Source organism: Streptomyces lasiicapitis (assembly GCF_014646335.1).
GTDB classification, from domain to species: Bacteria; Actinomycetota; Actinomycetes; order Streptomycetales; family Streptomycetaceae; genus Streptomyces; species Streptomyces lasiicapitis.
In genome coordinates, this window is the sequence record NZ_BMNG01000018.1 from 31,991 (window position 1) to 52,339 (window position 20,349).

The window sequence follows — 20,349 nt, forward strand, 5'->3', positions numbered from 1 at the left end:
GGGTTTCGGGTGACGCAGAGGCTCGGGGGCACGTCACCGGTGACGCAGGCTGTCCGCCACGGGTGACGCAGGTGACGCGGCGTGACGCAGAGGTCGGCCGTCTGCGTCACGGCCGTATGCGCAGGTCGCCGGGCGTTTCCGGGCGCCCGTGACGCAGGTGACGCAGCGTTCCCCACTTAGGAAAAAGAAGGGGGGTGTCTGTGGTGGTGCGGTGCTGCTCAGGACGTGAAGAAGGAGCCGCTTCGCGGCACGTCCCCGCAGGGCGGCTTCGCCGCCGAACAGCAAGAGGAGCACGCCGCGCCCGGGGTGCTCCTCTTGCTGTTGCTGTTCGGCGGCGATGCCGGTCAGAACGCCTGTTGCTCGTGCGGGGGCGTGGCGGGCGAGCAGGCCATCTCGATGTAGCGGCCCTCTCTGGTGCGGCCCGAGTCGATGAGGACACCTAGGGCGGCCAGCGTGGGCTGGAGGCGCTTGAGGCGGTCGGAGAGGACCTTTCCCGTGGTCGGCCAGCCCTTGGGCAGGGGACGCAGTTCCTCGCCGCTGTAGAGGCCGCTGAGGAGGTGCAGCCACTCGGTAGAGGTCATCCGCTGTGCCGCTCCGGGTGCGATCGTGTCGGCGTGCCGCAAGACGGTCTGCGCGAGGAGGTCGCCCTCGATCACGTCGTCGTTGAGGTCATCCAGGCTCGCCCGGTAGGCGCTGAGCGCTCCGAGACCGGTAGCTGCGTCGAGTTGCGCGCACAGGTGCGCGAAGTCGGCCATCCGCAGGTCGGTGGGGGTCTCCGCCTTCACCGCGCGGACCTTGACCGTGAGGTCCAGGAGCGAGCCGAGCACCACGGGCAGGATCTCTTCGTACTCCGCCCACAGCTCCGCCTCGGTGCGCCGCACCTTGGGGCGCACCAGATGCAGCGGCAGGAGCCGTTCGGCAAGGTCGGGCCGGATGAGGCCGACGTCAATACCGGTGAGCAGCAGGGGGCGGCGGTAGCCGGTGCGGTAGACGTCCCCGTCGGTGAACAGGGCGCGTTTGACGTCCTCAGCGCCAGTGACGACGCAGCACATGGCGTCCGCCAGGTCCGGCGTCAGGTGCGAGAGGTTGTCGAGCGCGGTGACCCACCCGGCGGCCACGGCCGCGATCAGATTCGCCTCGTCCTTCGGGGCGCGGCGCAGGTCCCCGCTCATGCCCTCCACGACCCTGATGAGCATCCGCCCGCCCGTGGACTTGCCCGCGCCCTGCGGTCCGGTGAGGAACGGCGCGGGGACGGGCACGGACGGCCCGAGGCAGCCGATCAGCCAGGCGAGAGCCAGGGACTCGGTGTCGGCGTTGGCGAAGTTGCACAGCCGCATCAACAGGTCGACGCCCTTGCCATCGGTGTCCTTGGCGGGCAGGGGCAGTTCCCCGGTGAGCTGGGTGCGGCGCCAGCACACCTCGCGCGGGTCGGGAATGGTGATGTCCCATCCGGTGGGGTGGATGCGGACGGACTGTCCGTCGTCGCGACCCAGGTCCAGCCACGTCGCCCCGTCAAAGCCCGGGGCGACCCGGATGTGCACCGGCTGTACGCCCTCGCTCAGCGCGAGCGCTTCGATCAGGTCCAGCGCTTCCTTGATGGCGCTGCCGTTGAAGACTCCGCGTCCGTCGCGGAAGAGTCCGACCATGAGTTCCTGCCGGTGGCTTCCGGTGGCCCCCTGAGAACGGATCGGACGGGCCACGGGGTGCCCGTTCTTCTGCGCGTACACGGTGCCGTCAGGGGTGCGGAAGTAGCGGAAGTGCTCTTGCGCGTAGTCGGTGATGATCTCGCGGGCGGGAGTCTTGTCGTCGTCAGCCATGGCTACAGTCCCAGCCGGGTGCGGGCGTTGGTCCATGCGTCGGTGCAGTGCCGGGCCGTTTCGCCCTTGGCCTGCGCGGCGGTGAACAGGCGCCCGATGTGCGTCTCGGTGAGGCAGCCGCACCGGCCGTGCGTGGAGAGCACGGCCAGGAACGTCCGGTAGACGGTGGCGTGCACGCCACTGCGGGCGTCGGTGATGCGCTGCTCCGCCATGGCGATGCCACGCTCCAGATACGCGGGCGTGCGATGGCGGCACGCTCCGCCCCCGGCGAACGGGGGCACTGCGATGGCCTGCGGCGCGGGGCGCGCCGTGGCGGGCTTCGCCGCGGCGAGCGTGCGCACGGCGTCCGGCAGCGCCGTGGGGGTGCCGGTGCCGTGCCCACGCCAGCGGGCGTAGGCCATCGTGGACTTGATGTCCACGCCCGGCCGGACGCCGTTGGCGGAGCCCATCGCCCCGAGGTAGATCCAGTGCTCACCCCGGGTGGTGGCCACGGTCTGCGTGGCGGGCAGGTTCTCGCGCGCCCACGTGATCGCGTCGGCGTTGTCGAGGTCGACGACCGTCAGGTCGGCCCCGCCGGGGTGGTAGGCGACGGCCGCAGCCCGACCCCAGGCCCGCTGCCAACTGCCGGAGTTGATGACGTCCGCGTCCGTCGTCGCGGCGGCCCATGCGTGGCACGGGTGCGGGCAGGTGCAGGGGCCAGGGGTCTTCATGTTCGGCCGTCCACCGCACGTGTTGTCGGTGCAGCGGCGGCAGTTGCCGAACGGCACCTTCCCGGCCCGCAACGGCAGCACGGGCACGCCGGAGGCGGCCAGGGCGAGAGCGGCACGCAGGTGCTCTCGCCGGATGTCGGTGGGTTGCGTCATGCTGGGAGACCTCCACAGCTCTGTAGTGGGCAGGTGGACAAGGGCGGCCCCGGACTTTGGCGAGACGGGGGCCGCCCTTGGCGTAGCTAGGTCTTGCCGCGGGCCAGGCGCAGGGTGATGCCGCCGACGCCGATGGGGCCCGCGGCGCCGCCGATCGCGGTGGCGGTGTGGGCGGCGACGTCGAGCAGCGCGAGGAACGCGGCCACGAGACCGAAGATGCCCATGGCGCCCGCGCCCGCCACTGCGATGGGGAAGAGGTAGTGGCGCAGGGGGCGCCCGGTGTGGTCGGTGGTGTGGACGACGATGACGACGGGTTGGCCGGTGGCCTGGGCGCGGCGGTAGTCGTCGGCGGGGATGTGCGGGGCGATGATCCCCGGCGGGTCGCGGTGGTTCATCCGGAATCCCTTCCGATCCGTGGGCGGGGAGGCAGAGACACCCCCTGCGGGAGGCTCTGCAGAGGGGGTTTCACAGGGTGTGACCTGCGGGCCTCCCCGCCTCCCCGACATGGTGTTTTCGCTGATCAGTGCGGGGGATGCGGTGCGGGGAGGCGGTTGGGGAGTTCTCCCCGCCTCCCCACGGCAGGCGCGGGCGCCTCCCCGCTACGCGGCGGCGGAAGCGGAACCCTCGCTGTCGCGCTCAGCCAGCGCGCGGATGACGTCGTCGCGGCCGACGACCATGCGCCCGTGGGACTTGTAGGGCTCGACCCCTTCGGCTTCCAGCACGCGCTTGAGGTCGCCGGGCGTCCAGTCGCCGTAGGCATCCGCGTTCAGGCTCGCGAGGCGCTTGAGGACGTCGGCGGTCAGCACCCGGGAGGCATCCCCCAGCACGGCGGCGATGTCGGCGAGCGGGTCACGGTCCTCGTCGCGGTCGATGGCGTGCAGGGTGGTCACGCCGTCCCGCAGTGCCCGCGCCCGCTCCGCGATGTCACTCGCGTCGTCGGTGTCGATGTAGTGCGTGCGCACCGTGATCGAGGCCTGCCCGGCGGGGATCGCGATGCCGTCGGAGGCGACCACGACCGTGCCCTTGTCCAGCCCCGGACGCAGCAGGTTGGGCGCCGCGCCGCCGTCCACGGCCTTGTCCCCCAGCGCCATGCGGGCCTGCGACTCGGTGCCCAGCGCGAGCGAGGCACGGGTGTGGGCGCCCTCCCGTACCAGCTTGGGGAGGTTCTGGTCGGTGGGGTCCTGGGTGCCCTGCCACATCAGGACGTTGACCGCACGCCCCTGGTTGTGAATCTTACGGACGGCCATGAAGTACCGGGAGTTGGCCTTGGCGCCGCCGTAGGGGCGCTTGTCCTCGTCCTTGAGCGGGCACATGAACGCCACCTGCGCCTCATCCACCAGCACAATCAGCGGCGGGAAGACGGTGCCGGGCGGTGCCTGGAGGCGGCGGTTCATCTCCTCCACCCCGCCTTCCACCATCTCCACCACCTGGATCACGTGCTCATCCGTGGGCCCCTGGATCAGGGTGTCGGCCAGGCCGTCGAACATGGCCCAGTCACCGGCGCCCTTCAGGTCGCCCATGAGGAACTTCACGGAGCGGTCCAGCGCGAGCCACAGCGCCAACGCCCTGAGCGCCGCCGTCTTGCCCTGGTTCGACAACCCGGTGATGAGCAGGTGGCGTTGGAACAGGCTCAGCACGGCGGCGTCGCCGCGCAGATCCTGTCCCCAGGGGGCGCGGCCCTTGGCGTAGTCGGCGGTCATCGACTCATCTGTGACCAGCGGAGACGGCCCGATCGGCTCGTCCAGCGCGCCGGAGTCCGCAACCCACAGCCGCACCGTGCGCGCGGCTTGGGGGATGGTGATGAACACCTCGTGCTCGTGCCGGGTCAGGTTCTCCGCCAGCTTGCGGCGCCGCTGCTGCACCTCCACCGTGGACACTCCGGAGGGCAGGGTGACGTCGACTTCCACGCCGCATCCGGCGATGCGGATCGGTCCGAGCATGGCGGCGCCCGCGTCGCCCATCTCCTTGATGGCGTTGCGCAGGGCGGGCACGCCGAGGTCGCGCAGGGCCTTGACGACGATCGACGGGGTGATCGGCTCGCCTTCACTGTCGCGCTCCCGTGCGGGCAGTGCCCAGGCGGGGGCGGCCTTTTGGTGGCGGCCGACGGCCCAGAGGCTGAGCAGGGCGAGGAAGGGGCCGATGGTGAGCAGGGGCCCCCACACCACCATGACGATGGTGACGAGCAGGCTCACGAGCCCGACCACGGCAGCGAGGGGGGTGATGACGTCGGCGGGGTCCTTGGTGGCCAGGGCCAGGGCCACGCCGAGGCCGATGAGTGCGCCCATGCTCATGCCGGTGCCGATGAGGGCGGTCTTGGCGGCGTCGACGGGGGAGGCGAGCAGGTCCATGCGGCGGCGGTGACGCTCCGCGCGGAAGCGCTGCCCGCGCTCCTCCCACTCAGCGGCCACCTCGTAGTTCCCCGCGGCCTCGGCCGCGCGGAGCATGCGTTCGTAGCGGGATGCGGTGCGCCCGTCCCAGGTGCGGCGCGCCACGATCTTCGTGCCACCGGCGATGTAGAGGCCGTTGCGGGCGACTGCGCGGGCGGCGGTCTTGGTGCGCTCGTGTGCGATGGCGGTCTTCATGGCGCGCCCGGAGCGCACCCACAGCGGCACCACCGGCACTGTCTCGACGACCTGGTCCGGGACCACGGTCAGCACGGTCGGGCCCGCCTCAGGGGCAGGCGGCTGGGGGTGCTTGTTGAGGTGAACGACGTTCTCGCTCATGCGGTAGATCTCCAGACTGGGAAGAGGGCTGCTCAGGCGGCAGCGGATGCGGTGGCGCCGGGGATGAGCTGGTTGGCGAGGTACTCGCGGCCGTAGGCCTCTTGCTCGTGCTGCTCGATCAGGCGGGCGTGCGCGCGGGCCTGACGGCGCGACTGTCGCTCCACACCGAACTGCGCGCGCGTGTCGCGCACGATCAGGTCGACGACGTGCCTTCGGCTGAACTGCATGGCGTGCACGAGTTCGTGCACGAGCGTCACGGCGAACTGCCCGGGAGCGGCGTGCTGGTCGACGTTCACCAGCACCAGCACGCTGCCGTTGGCGCGGGGGATGGCACGTCCGGACGCGTCACGGGCGAGGCGCCGTGCGGCGCGTTCGGCGCGGTTGCGGGTCCGCTTGTCCAGGACCCCGGCCAGTTCGGCGTCAGCGGCGGTGCCGAGTTCGGCCATGCCGCGCGGGTCGGTCAGGATGATTTCGACGTCGGGCATCCGGCCGGGCACGGCCCGGTCGACCAGGCGCGCGGCCTGCTGCGCGAGCTGCTTGGCGGTGCGCAGGGTGGGGCCGTATCCGGGGATCTTGTGCGTGCTCACGGTGAGGTTCACGAAGAGTCTCCGTTGGCTGATGCCGCAGCTTGGGCGGCAGGGTGGCCGTTACAGGTCGAACAGGCAGCCCTGATCCGTAGAGGTGTCGGGAAGGGCCCGCTTGGCCGCGCGGGCGGCGGTGGTGTGGCAGTCGGGGCACCAGGCCCGCAACTGCTCGGGCGGCAGGCTGGCCGCGGCGACGGCGGAGGCGAGCGGGTCGGCGGGGGCCGCGATCAGGCGGACCCGGCGGCCGTGCTTGCTGGTGTAGCCGTCGTGCTGGTGCGGGCAGCGCCCGCCGCCCTTGCGGTGGGGCTGGCCGCATTCGCCCTGGCACTGACAGCGGTGGTCGGCTGCCTGCATCACGGTGCGGAACAGGGCGGCGCCGACGAGGGGTTCACTCATGCCGTCGTCTCCTCTCCCGCTCCGCGGCAGGACCACGGGGAGCAGCCAAGTGCGGCGCCGTCTTCGGCCTCGGTGTCGGCTGCGGTGTCGAACAGGTCGCCTTGCCTCTCGGCCCACTCGGTGCGCGTGACGCGGTCGATGGGCGCCTGGTCCAGGGGCAGCAGGCTGCGGTGCAGATACGGCGCGGCCTTGATCCCCCGGTGCGGGATCTGTCGAAGTCGGTGGTCGAAGTCGACCGCGTCGGCCCATTCCTCGGGGTAGTCGTCGCGCAGCTTGCGCCACGCCTGGTTGCCGTGGAAGGGGCAGCCGATACACGCGGATTTGGGCGTCTGTCCCCAGCCGTGGGCGCGTAGGTAGCGCACGCAGTCGGTGCGGGTCCAGCCCTCCCGGCCGTCTGCGGCGCCGTCCATGTCGAGCAGCGGGAAGACGTTGCGCAGGTAGCGCACGGGGGCGTCCTTGGCCCGCTCGAACTCGTCCCGGCTGATCCCAATTGCCTGCTCCACTACCACCCCGGCCGGAACCGGGGTCGGATGGGGGTAGCCGAGCAGGCCGCGGATCGCGGTCTTGATGGGCTTGACCTTGTACTCCTCCGTGCACTGCCGCCTCACCGGGGCAGCCCGCTCCCCGGAACGGTCCGCGACGAAGACCGGCATCCGCACCCAGGAGCCCGGATCGAGCGAGTCGGCCCGCAGATCACCCGTAGTCCGCGTCGGGCCGTCCGTGACGCCGACCTGAACGCGGTAGAGCGGAATCCCGGCAGGCCGGGCCACCTCCCGCTCCAACCGGTCCAGGTGCGCATACACGCGCGCCGGTTCCCAGCCCGTATCAGCGAAGATCGCCGCATCAGGCTTCGGCAACCGCCCTTCGGCAGCGAGCATCAGCAGGGTCGTGGACTGCACGCCCGCTCCCAGCGAGAGAACGCGAAGCTGTGGCGCCGTCATACCGCCACCCCCTCGCCACGCTCAGCCTTCAACTGATCGCGCAGCATGCGGGCCTTGGCGGGCGCCGTACGGACGGCCTTGCGGATCGCTTCGGCCGTCAGCTCCTCATCCGACCAACCGGCCGTCGCCGCACGGGCTTCGGCAAGCAGATCGGCGGCCGTGCGCTTGGGCCGCGGCGATCGAGCAACCTCAGGAACCCGGCCGGTCGCCCGACGCGGCCGGACCGACTCAGCCGCTACCGGACGCGCCTCGATCGCCGCAGCGATCGGGCCCACCGGAGAAATCGAGGGCGGGGCAACGGGCTTGAGGGGCAGGGCCGACTTCAGGAACCCGACCGCCACCGGACGCGGCAACGCCACAGGGTTCATGGTGATCGGCTCGGGGGCCGATACCGGCAGGTCAGCCGTAGACCGATTACTGACGGTCTCAGTAGATTCCTCCGCATTCGCGGTCGGGGCGGGGGTCGGGACGGGGGCGCTGAACATCGAGGCGAGTGCGGCATCCGCACCTTCGGTGATCCGATCGCGTTGGACATCGAGCAGCCTCGATCCCAGCGCCGCGTCCCCGATGCCGACCTTGCGGGCCAGACGCCATGACGTCCGCTCCGACCGCTTCCTGACCCGGTCGGTCGGGTGCTGCGCGGCGCGGGCGCGGTGGTAGGCGAGGGCCTGGACGATGTCGGCGGTGCGGCGCTCATGTTCGGCGTCGCGGCCGTCGGTGTGGACGACGATGCGGCGGGCGAGGAACGCCATGCCCTCCGCCGACACGGACATGCCCATCGGCGTCAGCGCGTAGATCACCGTGCGGCCTGCGTCCGGCGCGGCCATGGCGCCCATGACCGCAGCAGCGGCAGGCAGCGCCCACAGTCCTCCCCGCACGATGCGCGGGGAGGACTGCCCGAGCATGGTCAGCCCGAGCAGCACCAGGGCGAGCACAGCGGTGGCGCCCTCACCGGCGGCGAGCGCACCGAGTGCGGTGCCGGTGCCGTAGGCGTGCCCGATGTTGCTGTAGGTCCCGATCCCGCCGAACACGCCCGTGGCCAGCATCGGCACGAACGCAGCCGACAGCACACCGGCCTGAACCCGGGTCAGCGACGTACGGGCACTCATGCCGCACCCCCGGTGCCGTCACTGTCCGGCCCGTTAGCGGGCGGCGCGGGCGTCTGGGTGCGCAGGTACCAGGCGATCAGGAAGCACCCGAGCGCGATGCTGACGGCGGACCAGGAGCGGGCGAAGAACACCGCGGACAGGCTCGCGGCGACCGAACCGAGCACGCACAGGAGAACGGCGACCAGGCGCCACCGCTGTTGACGAATGGCGCTCATGCCGCACCCCCCGGACGAGGCAGGAGGCGGCAGCGTCCGGCATGGTCCTGTGCGCGCTTCTTGGTCGTCGGCAGCCAGTCCTCGAAGCGCTCGCGCTCCTGCTCGGGTGTATCCGTGTACAGGCTCCGGGTGTCGGTGCGCTCGGTCCAGCCGCACAACTCCCCCGTGCACACCGCGACGATCGTGCCGCTGCCCGACTCGTACGACAGGTCGACAGTGGCACCAGCAACGGTGAGCAAGCGGGCGATGACACCCTCCGGCCACGCAGCCGTCTTGCGGGACTCGCTCATGCCGCACCCCCCAGCGTCAGCAGCGTCGCGGCGATCAGCAGGGCGCCACCGGCGCAGGTCAGGTCGACCGCGCGGCGCAGGCACGTGAACTTGGCGACCGCCAGCCGGGACAGCCCGGCGATGTCCGCGGCGAGATCGTTCGACATCGCCGCGGGGATCTCCTCGGGCGTGAGCGTGGCCCACAGCGTGAAGCCGTGCCTGCCGCGCAGGTTCGGCCGCGTGGAACGCAGCAACAGCCCGGCCGCGGCGACCAGCAGGCCCATCCCGAGAGCTCCCGCCACGCAGGCCGGGAGGTTCAGGGGCAGAGCGCGGGCGACCGTCCAGGCGCCCGCGAACACCGCGCCGACGAACGCCAGCAACAAGCCCGTCTTGGTGTCCGTGCGCGTGATCTCCGCCTTCACCTCAGCGTGCGCGGCCATCAGGTTCCGGTCGGGGGCACTCACGCGGCACCACCGGGAAGGCTCGTACCGGCCGCGAGGTTGACCAGCGCGACCCGGGCGGCGAGTGCCCGGCGGCGGGCCCGGCGGATACGGCGGTCGTCCAGCTCGTTCGGCGTGCGGTCAAGGGTGATGATCTGCGCGTCGAGCAGGTCGACGTCCGCGAGGATCACGGGCATCTCCCGCTCGATCGCGGCCAGTTCCGCACCGGTCGGCTCGATCCAGTCGGCGAACGCGGTAACAGCGTCCTGAACAGTGACGATGTGGTCCATGGGTCGTGTTCTCCCTAGCAGGTGGAACGGCCCGAACAGCGCCCCCGGAGCTGCAACTCCGGGGGCGCGCGCCGTTGATGGGGAAAGCCGCTTTGCGGCAGCGCGGTCAGCGAGTGCGACCGCAGCGCCCCGGCCGGGAGTCGAACCCGGCCTACGACCATCAGGGCGTCCAAAACTGGGTTCACGGCTTCACCGGTACGCCGTGGCAACGGTGTACCAGTCCCGAGCCGCAATGGCCGGGTGCGTCATCGTCACTGCTCTGACGCCAGCAGGGCGGCGCACACCAGATGGCATCGCGAAGGGCTGACCTCCAGGAATGGAGGGATGATCCCCACGGATGTTCTCCAGGGCCGGTGTGCAGGGAAGTGGCCGCCAGCGGCCGTCACCCGGGCCGTTGCGGGGACGGGGACTCTCACCCCGTCGACTTGGCACGCTGTTGAGTTCTCAAGGAACGACCAGCAAGGGGCTCCACGTGGAAGCGAGCTATCCCGAACCAGCACCGCGATGGAACAAGCCCGGAGAGGGCCACTTGCGCACCGCGAATCGGGAGCGATTCCCTCATCTGGTGCGCACCAGAAGGAAAGCATCTGGTGCGCACCAGAGTCAAGGAGTCTCGCCGTTTCGAGCGGCGGTTGCCCGCCTTGGTGCATCTCCAGAAGACCCGTTCGGGAGGGGTGTCGGTAGCCAACAGGCCTTAACTCCCTTGTTGTTAACCCCTGTTGACCTGGGGTGATGTGAGGCATGCTGGGAAGGTCAGGGAGTGGACCTATCGCCGGGCGGTGGCCTGTGAGTACAGGACTTCGGAGCGCGCGAACGGCGCGGAGCTGGTCTCAGGAGCGGCTGGTTCGCGAGATCGAGCAGTACGCCCGACGGCACGTCACAGACGTCGCGTCGACCGCGAGTTTGCGCGTGTACGTGTCCGAGTGGGAGAACGGGAAGCGCGCTATCTCGGACCGGTACGCGGTGATCCTGCGGCAGCTCCTCGGGGTCACCGATGCGGAGTTACGGGGCGGCCCACCCGCGGCTGCGCCACCGTCCGCCGACGGGTACGACGAACTGCTGAGCCGGATCGATTCGGCAGGCAGCGTCAGCGAATCCATGGTGAAGGCGTTCGACAATCAGACGGAGTTACTGCGCACCATGGACCGCCAGATGGGCGCGGCCGGTCTCGTGGACCAGATGACGGGGCACCTCTCTGCCCTGGAAGACGCGCTGAACTTCACGGTGCTCCCCACTGCACGTCGTCCCGTGGCGCTCGCGCTTGCGGGAGCGTCAACCTTGGCGGCATGGCAGGCAATTGACTCCGGGGCGGTCGAACGCGCATGGCGTCACTACGAACTCGCGAAGCGTGCCGCGCGAGACGCTGAGGCTCCCATGTACCTCGCCCACGCGATGGCAGAGCAGGCATACGTACTCTGCGAGGCTGGTCGGCCGTCCCTGGGAGTCGACTTGGTCCGCGACGCGCAGCGCACCCTCGCAGGGAACGGGTCCCCGCGCCTTCGGGCGTGGTTGTCCGCGGCTGAAGCCGAGTTGTGCGCCCACGCCGGTTTGCCTGATGACTGCCGACGGGCCCTCGATTCGGCGGGGGCGAGCATTCCATCCGGCTCCGGGGACAGGGACCCGGACATGCTGAGCATCTTCCTGAACGGCGCGCACCTCACTCGCTGGCGAGGCAACGTGCTTGCCTTGCTTGGAGACGGTGAGGCAGTGACCAGCCTGTACGACGCATTGGAAGCCGTGGACCCGACCTTTGTCCGCGCGCAAGGCGGGCTTCATACCGACCTCGCGCAGGCGCACTTGGCGCGAGCGGAGTACGACGACGCGAACATCCACCTGAGGCAGGCGCGGCTGTTGGCGAGCCGCACCGGTTCGGTGCGGCAGCGCCGTCGCGTCGACCTGCTCACTGCGCGGTTGTAGCTCCTTGCCTTCCACGGCTCGCCAGGATGTGGAGCAAGGCCACGAGAGTTCCGGAGCCCATCAGCTCGCCACGAGCCATCAGTCCCGGAATGTCGGCAAGCGGTACCCACTCGATGTGTCCGGCCTCTTCCAGATCCGTCGGCGGACCGACTCGCTCAGCCTGGTGCCCGACGAAGATTTCGTGGGGTGAGTCGACCATGCCCACCATGGGTTGATAGGTGACGACGTGCTCCACCGATTTCGGCCGCCAGCCGGTCTCTTCGACGACCTCCCGGAGCGCCGTGGCCGCAGGCTCCTCGCCTTCGTCCACGATGCCGCCTGGCAGCTCCCAGCCCCACTGCTGTGGGACGAAGCGATATCGCCACATCATCAAGACGCGGTCCTGGTCGTCCAGAACTGCGGTGATGGCCACGTGGTGGAGCTTCACCACGTGGTGCTCGAACCGCTTCAGGCCGGGCGGCTCAACATCCCAAAGCTGGAGCTTGACCCAGCGGTTGTCGTAGAGGTCTCGCTCACCGTGGATGCGCCAGGGTTCCAGCCCCTCGGGAGCCTCGACGCTCACCGCTCCGGGCACCCGGTACGAACTCCTGCCGCGAACCTCCAAAGCGCCTTCCGCTACAAGCCGGGCCAGCACTTGTCGAAGCGCCGTCCGGCCGATGCCGAGTTCCTCAACGAGCGTTCGCTCCGAGGGCATCTTGTCGCCGGGGGCGTACTCGCCGGACGCGAGCCGTGCACGAATCGTCTCGTAGACCTTGGCTGTCTTCGGCCCCATCCGCAGCGCACTCTCCGTTCTGAGGTGGTGCGTACCAGCGTAACGGGGGCCACCGCATCACGTGATGCGGTGCTAGCCCTTCATCGGGGTCCGTGTGCGCAGGCCACCTCCCTGGCCAATACATCTTGCCTGCCCCGCCAGGGACCACCCCCGCACGCGCGGGGACCATCACATCGTGCGGATGATTTCGAAGACGATGAAGGGACCACCCCCGCACGCGAGGGGACCATAGGAGCTGACCAGGCACGTTATCTAGACCGACCCCACTTTTTAGACGGACGGGATGGGATCTGGTGATAGTGGTGGGTTGAAGAGGAATCATCGATTCAACCACTGGCATCGGCCGCCACCAAAAGCTCTTGGATCAGTTCCTCCTCCGTTGGAACACTGCGCCGTTCAAGAATCGCGCACACCGTGTGCGTCAAAATAATCCAAGCCTCCATCCAAGGGTCCACGCCACCTTTGGCCTTAATGGCGCCACCATGAGCCACCTTCGATCGATCCCCATAGGATCTCTTTGCCCGCTGGAAGAAATCTTGCCGATCCCCCAAAGGGGACTGGAGTTGAGCCAGGTACAGGGCAAGTCGAAAGCTGACTTCGGATTGAACCTTAGGGAATATCGATTCCAGGCCAGTCCAGACGTGAAGAAGTGATTGCCCGACATCAGAAACTACTGGGCTGGAAGTTAGAACACGCTCAAGGAACAAGCAGACCGGGTACCTATCGCGGAGGACTGTCCACTTCTCGACATCGTCAGCTACCTGGACGAACAGGTTCGGCGTGATGGATCGATTGAGCGCCTCCCTACGGATTGAGGAGCCCGAGCTGTAGGGTGCCCCCCAAATCTCAACGGACGCTGTGTCGCTGGTGATCCCGACCCGCAGCCCCTCCGGAAGGAGGTCGGTTCCATAGCTCGACTTTCGCGAGCATATCCCCGCATATTCATTTACGGAGTGACTGGAAATGAACTGAACCGAGAAGGGGTGAAATCCGCGAGCGTACATCATCACGTGGAACGGGGCAATTTTACCTTGAGCATCTTCGATGGACTCCGCCGCTATGGCCAGCTCCAGGTTGCAGCTCTTAAGGCGCATGTCGCCTACCGTGTACGGGATGTGGAGCTTATGCTTGCTACCCAGCTCCGCCCAATCGAATAGGCTGACCTCCCACTTTCGCGGGACCATGCCATATGGTCCTGCTTGGGCAGGCTCAGAGAATCCTTCTGGAATAAGACCTGAGAGCGGTGCGTAGTACGTATCCATGCGCGATCCCTCCCTGTCGCCTGCGCCGAATTATGCGCCAGGCCAAAGGCTCACGTCGCCCGATTTCGATTGTCCAGATGTACGAACATGACGGGTCGCCGACACCCCGCAGCCCCACGTGTCCCCGTCAGCGGGCGGCACACGGAACGCCACAGGTCGCAGGCGGTTAACGGAGCCCGCTGCAAAGGCGCCGATCTCGGGCCGTCGCTGGGCCGTCCGACCACGGCCCAGGACGACCGGCAACGACCAACAACGACAAGAGGGGCGCGACAACGGTCGCGCCCCTCAGCCTTGTTCGCCCAGCTAGACCCAGGTGTCCAGCCACATCCGGGACCGCCACGAGTCGATGGGGATCGCCTGCCCGGTATAGATCGGCCAGAAGTAAATGAAATTCCAGAAGATCAGCAGGACCAGGACGCCCGCGGCCGCGGCGCCCACCACGCGGCGGCGTTCCGAGGAACCCGGTGGTCCGAGAATCGCGCCGATCATCATGGCGACGGCAAGGCAGAGGAACGGCACGAAGACCACGGCGTAGAAGTAGAAGATCGTCCGTTCCTGGTACATGAACCACGGCAGATAGCCCGCCGCGACGCCGCACACGATCGCGCCCGCCCGCCAGTCCCTGCGGAAGAACCAGCGCCACAGGACGTAGAGGAGTGCGAATGCCGCGGCCCACCAGAGGAGTGGGGTGCCGAGTGCCAGGACCTCGCGGGCGCACTTCTCCTTGGTGTCGGCGGGACAGCCGTCCTTGCCGGGCGCCGGGGACTCGTAGAAGTACGAGACGGGGCGGCCGTCGACGATCCAGCTCCACGGGTTGGACTGGTAGGTGTGCGGTGAGGACAGGCCGACGTGGAAGTCGTAGACCTTGTTCTCGTAGTGCCACAGGCTGCGCCACCAGTCCGGCAGCCAGGTCCAGCCGCCGCCCTTGCCCGCCGTCGCCGCCCAGTCGCGGTAGTAGCCGCCGGTGCCGTCGCTCGGCGACAGGATCCAGCCGAGCCAGGAGAGGAGATACGTGCCGACCGCGACCGGCACCGTCGTCACGAACGCCGGCAGGACGTCCCGCTTGAGCGCCGCCAGATACGGCCGCTGCGCCCCCGCCACGCGCCGCGCGCCCGCGTCCCACAGCACGGTCATCAGGCAGAAGAACACCATGACGTAGAGGCCGTTCCACTTCGTGGCGAAGGCCAGGCCGAGGCAGAGCCCGGCCGCCCAGCGCCACGGCCGCCGGCCGATGCGCAGCGTCTCCGCGACGTACGCGTCGGGGCGCGCGATGCCGTCGGCGTCCACCGGCAGCGCCGCCGCGAGTCTCGCGCGCGCCTTGTCCCGGTCGATCAGGAAGCAGCCGAACGCCGCGAGCACGAAGAACATCAGCACCTGGTCGAGCAGCGCCGTGCGGCTCATCACGAAGTGCAGCCCGTCCACGGTGAGCAGCGCGCCCGCCAGACAGCCGAGGAACGTCGAGCGGAACAGCCGCCGCCCGATCCGGCACAGCATCAGGACCGACAGGGTGCCGAGCACCGCCGTCATGAACCGCCAGCCGAACGGGTCGAGGCCGAACAGCCACTCCCCGACCCCGATCACGTACTTGCCGACCGGCGGATGCACGACGTACGCCGGGTCCGTGGGCAGCGCGACCCCGCTGCCCTGGTCGATGACCGCGTCGTTGACCTTGTCCGGCCAACTCAGTTCATAGCCCTTGTGGATGAGGGCCCAGGCGTCCTTCGCGTAGTACGTCTCGTCGAATATCACGGCCTTCGGGCTGCCGAGATTCCAGAACCGCAGCAGCCCCGCCACCAGCGCGACCGCAAGCGGCCCGAGCCAGCCCGACCACCGCACCAGCGGGTCCGAGAGCTGCCTGGGCACGCCGAGCGCCGCCCACAGCCGGTCGCTGGGGCGGTTGTACGGCGGGACGAGCCGCGTCCGCACATCGTCTCTGCGCCGCGCCGCGTGGCCGAAGCGGCGCAGCCTGTGCTGCCACGACGACGGCTGCTGCTCCTCGGCTGGCCGGCCCTGGCGGGTCTCCGGGGAAGACGCGGTACTGGTCACCGCGCCATCGTAGGGAACCAGACTGTGACAGTCCCGCGCCCGGCCCCTGCGAGGATGGATCCGTGACAGGAAGCGCAGATTCACCCCTCAGTCCCGCCACCGGCCCCGGCACCCTCGTCCTCGCGGGCACGCCCATCGGTGACGTCGCCGACGCCCCGCCCCGGCTCGCCGCCGAACTGGCGGGCGCCGACGTGGTCGCCGCCGAGGACACCCGCAGGCTGCGCCGGCTCACGCAGGCGCTCGGCGTGCAGGTGGGCGGCCGGGTCGTGTCGTACTTCGAGGGCAACGAGGCGGCGCGCACGCCCGAGCTGGTCGAGGCGCTCGCGGGCGGGGCGCGGGTGCTCCTGGTGACGGACGCGGGCATGCCGTCGGTGTCCGACCCCGGCTACCGCCTGGTGGCCGCCGCCGTCGAGCGCGACATCCGCGTCACGGCCGTGCCGGGCCCCTCCGCCGTGCTCACCGCCCTCGCCCTGTCCGGCCTCCCCGTGGACCGCTTCTGCTTCGAGGGCTTCCTGCCGCGCAAGGCGGGCGAGCGGCTCTCGCGGCTTCGCGAGGCGGCCGAGGAGCGGCGCACGATGGTGTACTTCGAGTCGCCGCGCCGCCTGGACGACACCCTCGCCGCGATGGCCGAGGCGTTCGGCGACGAGCGCAGGGCCGCGGTGTGCCGGGAGTTGACGAAGACGTACGAGGAGATCCGCCGCGGCACGCTGAAGGAGCTCGCGGAGTGGGCGGCGCCCGGCGATGTGCGCGGCGAGATCACGGTCGTGGTCGCGGGCGCTCCGGACAAGGACCCCGGCGCGCTCGGGCCCGACGAGCTTGTGCGCCTGGTGCGGGTGCGCGAGGAGGCGGGGGAGCGGCGCAAGGAGGCCATCGCGGCGGTCGCGGCCGAGGTGGGGCTGCCCAAGCGGGAGGTGTTCGACGCGGTGGTGGCGGCGAAGAACGCGGCAGGGAACGCGGCGGGCGGGTCGTAGCCGGCGCGGGCCCGGCACATGCCCGGCGCATGCCCGGCGCAAAGGGGCGTGCGGTGGCTCGAAAGAGCCCATCGGCAGGCAAAGGACTATCGTGAAAAGCAAAGCACGGGCCGCGCGCCAGCCTGTTTTTCCATGGGACTGCCAAATCGGGTCCAACAGTCGACAGGTCTGATGCGCTCGCTCCGGGAAAGGCGTCCACTGGGTGCAGGGACGCACCCGTCCCACGCGGCCGGACCGGGTCAGGAACCCCGGACTGGCGGCGCTTGTCCAGCGGACAAGAGGAGCTGGCATGAGTGAGATCGCAGACACCGGTCACCGCACCGCGGCTGCCAAGGTCGTCGAAGAGTCCTACGCCTTCGCCTGCATGCGTTGCGGGCACGGCTGGGAGCAGACGTACGAGATAGAGCACCACGTCGACGCCAAGGGCCAGGAATTCGTGATGTACCTGGCGGACGGCCACCACGTGCCGTCGCCGCTGACCCGGCCCACCTGCCTGAACTGCGGCGGGCACGTGGTGCGGATCATGCGTGCGGGCCAGGTGTCGTCGGTGCGGTCGGCGCTCGAATCGATGCATCGTCGGCAGGCGGCGGAGCGGGTCGCCCGCGCGGGCGAGGCGGCCGCGGCGGCCGACGACGAGGCGGGCGAGCCCAAGCCCCACCACCACTGGCACCTCTCGGACCTCCTCCACCCGTTCCACCGCAAGGCGGGCTGAGATCGTGCCGGTGAGTTTCAGCCTCTCCGGCGTTTGAGGAGCGGGGTCTGGGGCGGAGCCCCAGTTTCGGGAAGGGGCGGGATTGGGGAGCTCCCATCCGGGCTTCGTACCATCGACCTATGCCCGCCGACACCACCCCGCCCCCGCCGCCCCCGCCCCTGCGCGTGCCGGTCGCCGACTCCCACACCCACCTCGACATGCAGTCCGGCACGGTCGAGGACGGCCTCGCCAAGGCGGCGGCCGTGGGCGTGACGACGGTCGTCCAGGTCGGCTGCGACGTCGCGGGCTCCCGCTGGGCCGCCAAGACCGCGGCCGCGCACACCGCCGTGCACGCCACCGTGGCCCTGCACCCCAACGAGGCCCCGCGCATCGTGCACGGCGACCCCGACGGCTGGTCGCGCCAGGGCGCGCGGCCCGCCGGGGGCGAGGGCGCCCTCGACGAGGCGCTCGCCGAGATCGACGCCCTCGCCGCGCTGCCGCACGTCAAGGGCGTCGGCGAGACCGGCCTCGACTACTTCCGCACCGGCCCCGGGGGCAAGGCCGCCCAGGAGCGCTCCTTCCGCGCGCACATCGAGATCGCCAAGCGGCACGGCAAGGCCCTGGTCATCCACGACCGGGAGGCCCACGAAGATGTGCTACGCGTCCTGAAGGAGGAGGGCGCGCCCGAGCGCACCGTCTTCCACTGCTACTCCGGCGACGCCGACATGGCCCAACTCTGCGCGGAGAGCGGCTACTTCATGTCCTTCGCCGGCAACGTCACGTTCAAGAACGCCAAGCCGCTGCGCGACGCGCTCGCCGTCGCGCCCCTCGAACTCGTCCTCGTCGAGACCGATGCGCCCTTCCTGACCCCCGCCCCGTACCGCGGACGGCCCAACGCCCCCTATCTCATTCCGGTCACGTTGCGCGCCATGGCCGAGGTGCGCGCCATCGACGAGGACGCCATGGCCGCGGCGATCTCCTCGAACACCGCCCGCGCCTTTGATTACTGATCGATAACGACCGAAGCCTTCTCCGGCCTGACAGCTTGGGTCAGTACAGCGACACTGCGTAGTCACGCTGCTTTGGAGAGTGACGGCGCCTCCGCTAGGTTCTGCAAGCCGATCTGCACCTGGGTCACTTGTCGCTGGAGCGTCGTCGTGAGCAAACCGCAGTACGAGACGTATGAGCAGCAGCCGCAGTACGCGCCGCCGAGCGAGCCGCACGGTTCGTACGACGCGTACGAGACGTATGAGACGTACGACCGCCATGCCGCCCACGGGCCCGGATACGGGTACGAGGGCGGGGGGACCGGGGGCGGCCCCGCCACCCAGGTCTTCACGGCCGGGGAGTTCCGGGCGGCCGACGAGTTCGACCGCGCCGAGGGGTTCGCCGGGAACGGCGTGCCGACGCAGGTGTTCGGCGTCGGCGGGGCGGCGGTGGACGAGCTGCCGACGCGGGTGTTCACGCCGGACGCGTTCGGCGGGGGCGGGTTCGCGGCTGAGCCCGGCTGGGCGTCGGAGCCGGAGTCGGAGTCCGGGGGTGCGGCGCGGGCCGACGGGCGTACCGACGAACTGGCCCACGGGGGTTCCGGCGAACCGGCCGACGGGCGTTCCGACGGGCGGGCCGGGGCGCGGCGGGCCGCGCGGCGCCGGCGGTCCGCCCAGCGGCCCGACGGACTGCGCAGGCTCCTGCCGCAGGCCCTCGTCGTCGCGTTCCTCGCCGGCGGCACCTCCGCCTTCGTCGCCAACGACAAGGCCGTCCAGCTCAGCGTCGACGGCAAGTCCCGCACGCTGCACACCTTCGCCGACGACGTGGGCGAACTCCTCGCCGACGAGGGCGTGGACGTCGGCGCGCACGACATCGTCGCGCCCACCGCCGCCACCGCCCTCGCCAGCGGCGACGAGATCGCCGTCCGCTACGGGCGGCCCGTCCGGCTCACCCTCGACGGCCAGCGCCGCAAGGTGTGGACGACCGCCCGCACGGTCGACGGCGCGCTGCACCAGCTCGGGGTGCGCGCCGAGGGCGCCTACCTCTCGACCTCGCGCAGCAAGCGCATCGCCCGCGAAGGACTCGACCTCGACGTCCGCACCGAGCGCACCGTGACGATCATGGCCGACGGGCGGTCCCGCACCATCCGTACGAACGCGGCGACCGTCGGCGAGGCCGTCGAGGAGTCCGGGGTGACCCTGCGCGGCTCCGACACGACGTCCGTGCCGACCGCGAGCTTTCCGCGCGACGGGCAGACCGTCACCGTCATGCGGATCTCCGGCCGCAAGGAGGTGCGGGAGGAGCCGATCCCGTTCGAGACGCGCAAGACCGAGGACGCCTCGCTGCCGCGCGGCACGGAGGTCGTGTCGCAGGCCGGGCGCGCCGGCGCGCGGCGGATCACGTACTCGGTACGCACCGTCAACGGCGTGCGGCAGAAGCCGAAGCGGCTCAGGAGCGAGGTGGTGCGGGAGCCGCAGCCGCGGATCGTGAAGGTCGGCACGAAGGCGCAGCCGACTGCCGTCGCCGGGGCGGAGGGGCTGAACTGGGGGGCGCTCGCCGCCTGCGAGTCGGGCGGGCGCGCCAGCGCCGTGGATCCCTCCGGCACCTACGGCGGGCTCTACCAGTTCGACACCCGCACCTGGCAGGGCCTGGGCGGCTCCGGACGCCCCCAGGACGCCCCCGCCGCCGAACAGACCCACCGAGCCAAGAAGCTCTACGTCCAACGCGGAGCCAGCCCCTGGCCCCACTGCGGCCGCCGTCTCTGACCTTTCCCACCCGCCCGCCCGTTCGCCGACACAGAAGGCGTCGCGCCGGAACCGGGGTCACAGCACGCGACAGCTGCGGGCAAGCCAGGCTTCCGGTGCCGCGGACGGTTGCATGGCGTCGACGGGCCGGGTGGGTGCGCCGGCTCAGCCGGACTCGACGACCGGCGGGGAATCAGCCCGTCCGGCGTTTGAGGACGAGGCCCGGAGGGCCGAAAAATGGGGGAGAGGGGCGAAGCCCCATGTAGGCGCCCCGCCGGGGGGAAAGAGTGCGGCGCACCCAGAGCTACTCT

20 protein-coding genes are annotated in these 20,349 nt (G+C 70.3%); 5 read left to right on the forward strand and 15 right to left on the reverse strand.

Going from position 1 to position 20,349, the window contains the following annotated elements; genetic code table 11:
- Positions 1 to 344: 344 nt before the first annotated feature.
- From IEY91_RS33880 to IEY91_RS33935, 12 genes are all read right to left on the reverse strand, one after another.
- Positions 345 to 1,817, reverse strand: a complete 1,473-nt coding sequence (locus IEY91_RS33880) for an AICE element replication initiation protein (RefSeq protein WP_189176926.1) — start codon at positions 1,815 to 1,817, stop codon at positions 345 to 347.
- Between the two features lie 2 nt (positions 1,818 to 1,819).
- On the reverse strand, positions 1,820 to 2,680 hold the full coding sequence (locus tag IEY91_RS33885) for a bifunctional DNA primase/polymerase (protein ID WP_189176927.1): 861 nt from the start codon (positions 2,678 to 2,680) through the stop codon (positions 1,820 to 1,822).
- Positions 2,681 to 2,766: 86 nt separating this feature from the next.
- Positions 2,767 to 3,075 (reverse strand): hypothetical protein, encoded by a 309-nt coding sequence (locus tag IEY91_RS33890; protein WP_189176928.1) that lies wholly within the window; start codon positions 3,073 to 3,075, stop codon positions 2,767 to 2,769.
- 204 nt (positions 3,076 to 3,279) lie between these two features.
- The gene (locus IEY91_RS33895; protein WP_189176929.1) at positions 3,280 to 5,403 is read right to left on the reverse strand and encodes an ATP-binding protein; all 2,124 of its coding nucleotides are present in this window, start codon (positions 5,401 to 5,403) and stop codon (positions 3,280 to 3,282) included.
- A gap of 32 nt (positions 5,404 to 5,435) precedes the next feature.
- Positions 5,436 to 6,002, reverse strand: coding sequence for a hypothetical protein (locus IEY91_RS33900; RefSeq protein WP_189176930.1), 567 nt, complete (start codon positions 6,000 to 6,002; stop codon positions 5,436 to 5,438).
- 48 nt (positions 6,003 to 6,050) lie between these two features.
- On the reverse strand, positions 6,051 to 6,383 hold the full coding sequence (locus tag IEY91_RS33905) for a hypothetical protein (RefSeq protein WP_189176931.1): 333 nt from the start codon (positions 6,381 to 6,383) through the stop codon (positions 6,051 to 6,053).
- Positions 6,380 to 7,282, reverse strand: a complete 903-nt coding sequence (locus tag IEY91_RS33910; RefSeq protein ID WP_229697406.1) for an adenine nucleotide alpha hydrolase family protein — start codon at positions 7,280 to 7,282, stop codon at positions 6,380 to 6,382. The genes IEY91_RS33905 and IEY91_RS33910 overlap by 4 nt, the downstream gene beginning before the upstream one ends.
- A gap of 38 nt (positions 7,283 to 7,320) precedes the next feature.
- Positions 7,321 to 8,433, reverse strand: a complete 1,113-nt coding sequence (locus IEY91_RS33915; protein WP_189176932.1) for a conjugal transfer protein — start codon at positions 8,431 to 8,433, stop codon at positions 7,321 to 7,323.
- A complete protein-coding gene (locus IEY91_RS33920; protein WP_189176933.1) occupies positions 8,430 to 8,648 on the reverse strand; it encodes a hypothetical protein in 219 nt (72 codons plus the stop codon). The genes IEY91_RS33915 and IEY91_RS33920 overlap by 4 nt, the downstream gene beginning before the upstream one ends.
- Positions 8,645 to 8,938, reverse strand: a complete 294-nt coding sequence (locus IEY91_RS33925; protein ID WP_189176934.1) for a hypothetical protein — start codon at positions 8,936 to 8,938, stop codon at positions 8,645 to 8,647. Before IEY91_RS33925 ends, IEY91_RS33920 begins: the two co-directional genes overlap by 4 nt.
- A complete protein-coding gene (locus tag IEY91_RS33930) occupies positions 8,935 to 9,381 on the reverse strand; it encodes a Pycsar system effector family protein (RefSeq protein WP_189176935.1) in 447 nt (148 codons plus the stop codon). Before IEY91_RS33930 ends, IEY91_RS33925 begins: the two co-directional genes overlap by 4 nt.
- Positions 9,378 to 9,647, reverse strand: a complete 270-nt coding sequence (locus IEY91_RS33935) for a DUF6284 family protein (RefSeq protein ID WP_189176936.1) — start codon at positions 9,645 to 9,647, stop codon at positions 9,378 to 9,380. Before IEY91_RS33935 ends, IEY91_RS33930 begins: the two co-directional genes overlap by 4 nt.
- A gap of 909 nt (positions 9,648 to 10,556) precedes the next feature.
- Between IEY91_RS33935 and IEY91_RS33940 the strand changes: the two genes are divergently transcribed.
- Positions 10,557 to 11,564 carry an NsdA family TPR-like regulatory protein gene (locus IEY91_RS33940; RefSeq protein ID WP_189176937.1) on the forward strand — a complete coding sequence of 336 codons (1,008 nt, stop codon included), beginning with the start codon at positions 10,557 to 10,559 and terminating at the stop codon, positions 11,562 to 11,564.
- On the opposite strand, the gene IEY91_RS33945 is transcribed toward IEY91_RS33940, so the two are convergent.
- The 3 genes from IEY91_RS33945 to IEY91_RS33955 form a co-directional block, all read right to left on the reverse strand.
- The gene (locus IEY91_RS33945; RefSeq protein ID WP_189176938.1) at positions 11,548 to 12,336 is read right to left on the reverse strand and encodes a GntR family transcriptional regulator; all 789 of its coding nucleotides are present in this window, start codon (positions 12,334 to 12,336) and stop codon (positions 11,548 to 11,550) included. The two genes, IEY91_RS33940 and IEY91_RS33945, sit on opposite strands and share 17 nt — an antisense overlap.
- A gap of 326 nt (positions 12,337 to 12,662) precedes the next feature.
- Entirely contained in the window at positions 12,663 to 13,598 is a 936-nt protein-coding gene (locus IEY91_RS33950) for a HEPN domain-containing protein (RefSeq protein ID WP_189176939.1), read from the reverse strand.
- A gap of 303 nt (positions 13,599 to 13,901) precedes the next feature.
- The gene (locus IEY91_RS33955) at positions 13,902 to 15,644 is read right to left on the reverse strand and encodes a dolichyl-phosphate-mannose--protein mannosyltransferase (RefSeq protein WP_164324079.1); all 1,743 of its coding nucleotides are present in this window, start codon (positions 15,642 to 15,644) and stop codon (positions 13,902 to 13,904) included.
- A 62-nt stretch (positions 15,645 to 15,706) separates the two neighbouring features.
- Between IEY91_RS33955 and rsmI the strand changes: the two genes are divergently transcribed.
- From rsmI to IEY91_RS33975, 4 genes are all read left to right on the forward strand, one after another.
- Positions 15,707 to 16,615: a 16S rRNA (cytidine(1402)-2'-O)-methyltransferase gene (gene rsmI, locus IEY91_RS33960; protein ID WP_164324081.1), complete on the forward strand. Its 909-nt coding sequence runs from the start codon at positions 15,707 to 15,709 to the stop codon at positions 16,613 to 16,615.
- A 289-nt stretch (positions 16,616 to 16,904) separates the two neighbouring features.
- Positions 16,905 to 17,327 (forward strand): hypothetical protein, encoded by a 423-nt coding sequence (locus IEY91_RS33965; protein ID WP_164324083.1) that lies wholly within the window; start codon positions 16,905 to 16,907, stop codon positions 17,325 to 17,327.
- Positions 17,328 to 17,446: 119 nt separating this feature from the next.
- Entirely contained in the window at positions 17,447 to 18,316 is an 870-nt protein-coding gene (locus tag IEY91_RS33970; protein WP_189176940.1) for a TatD family hydrolase, read from the forward strand.
- Positions 18,317 to 18,463: 147 nt separating this feature from the next.
- Positions 18,464 to 20,059: a resuscitation-promoting factor gene (locus tag IEY91_RS33975; RefSeq protein ID WP_189176941.1), complete on the forward strand. Its 1,596-nt coding sequence runs from the start codon at positions 18,464 to 18,466 to the stop codon at positions 20,057 to 20,059.
- The last annotated feature ends 290 nt before the right edge of the window (positions 20,060 to 20,349 follow it).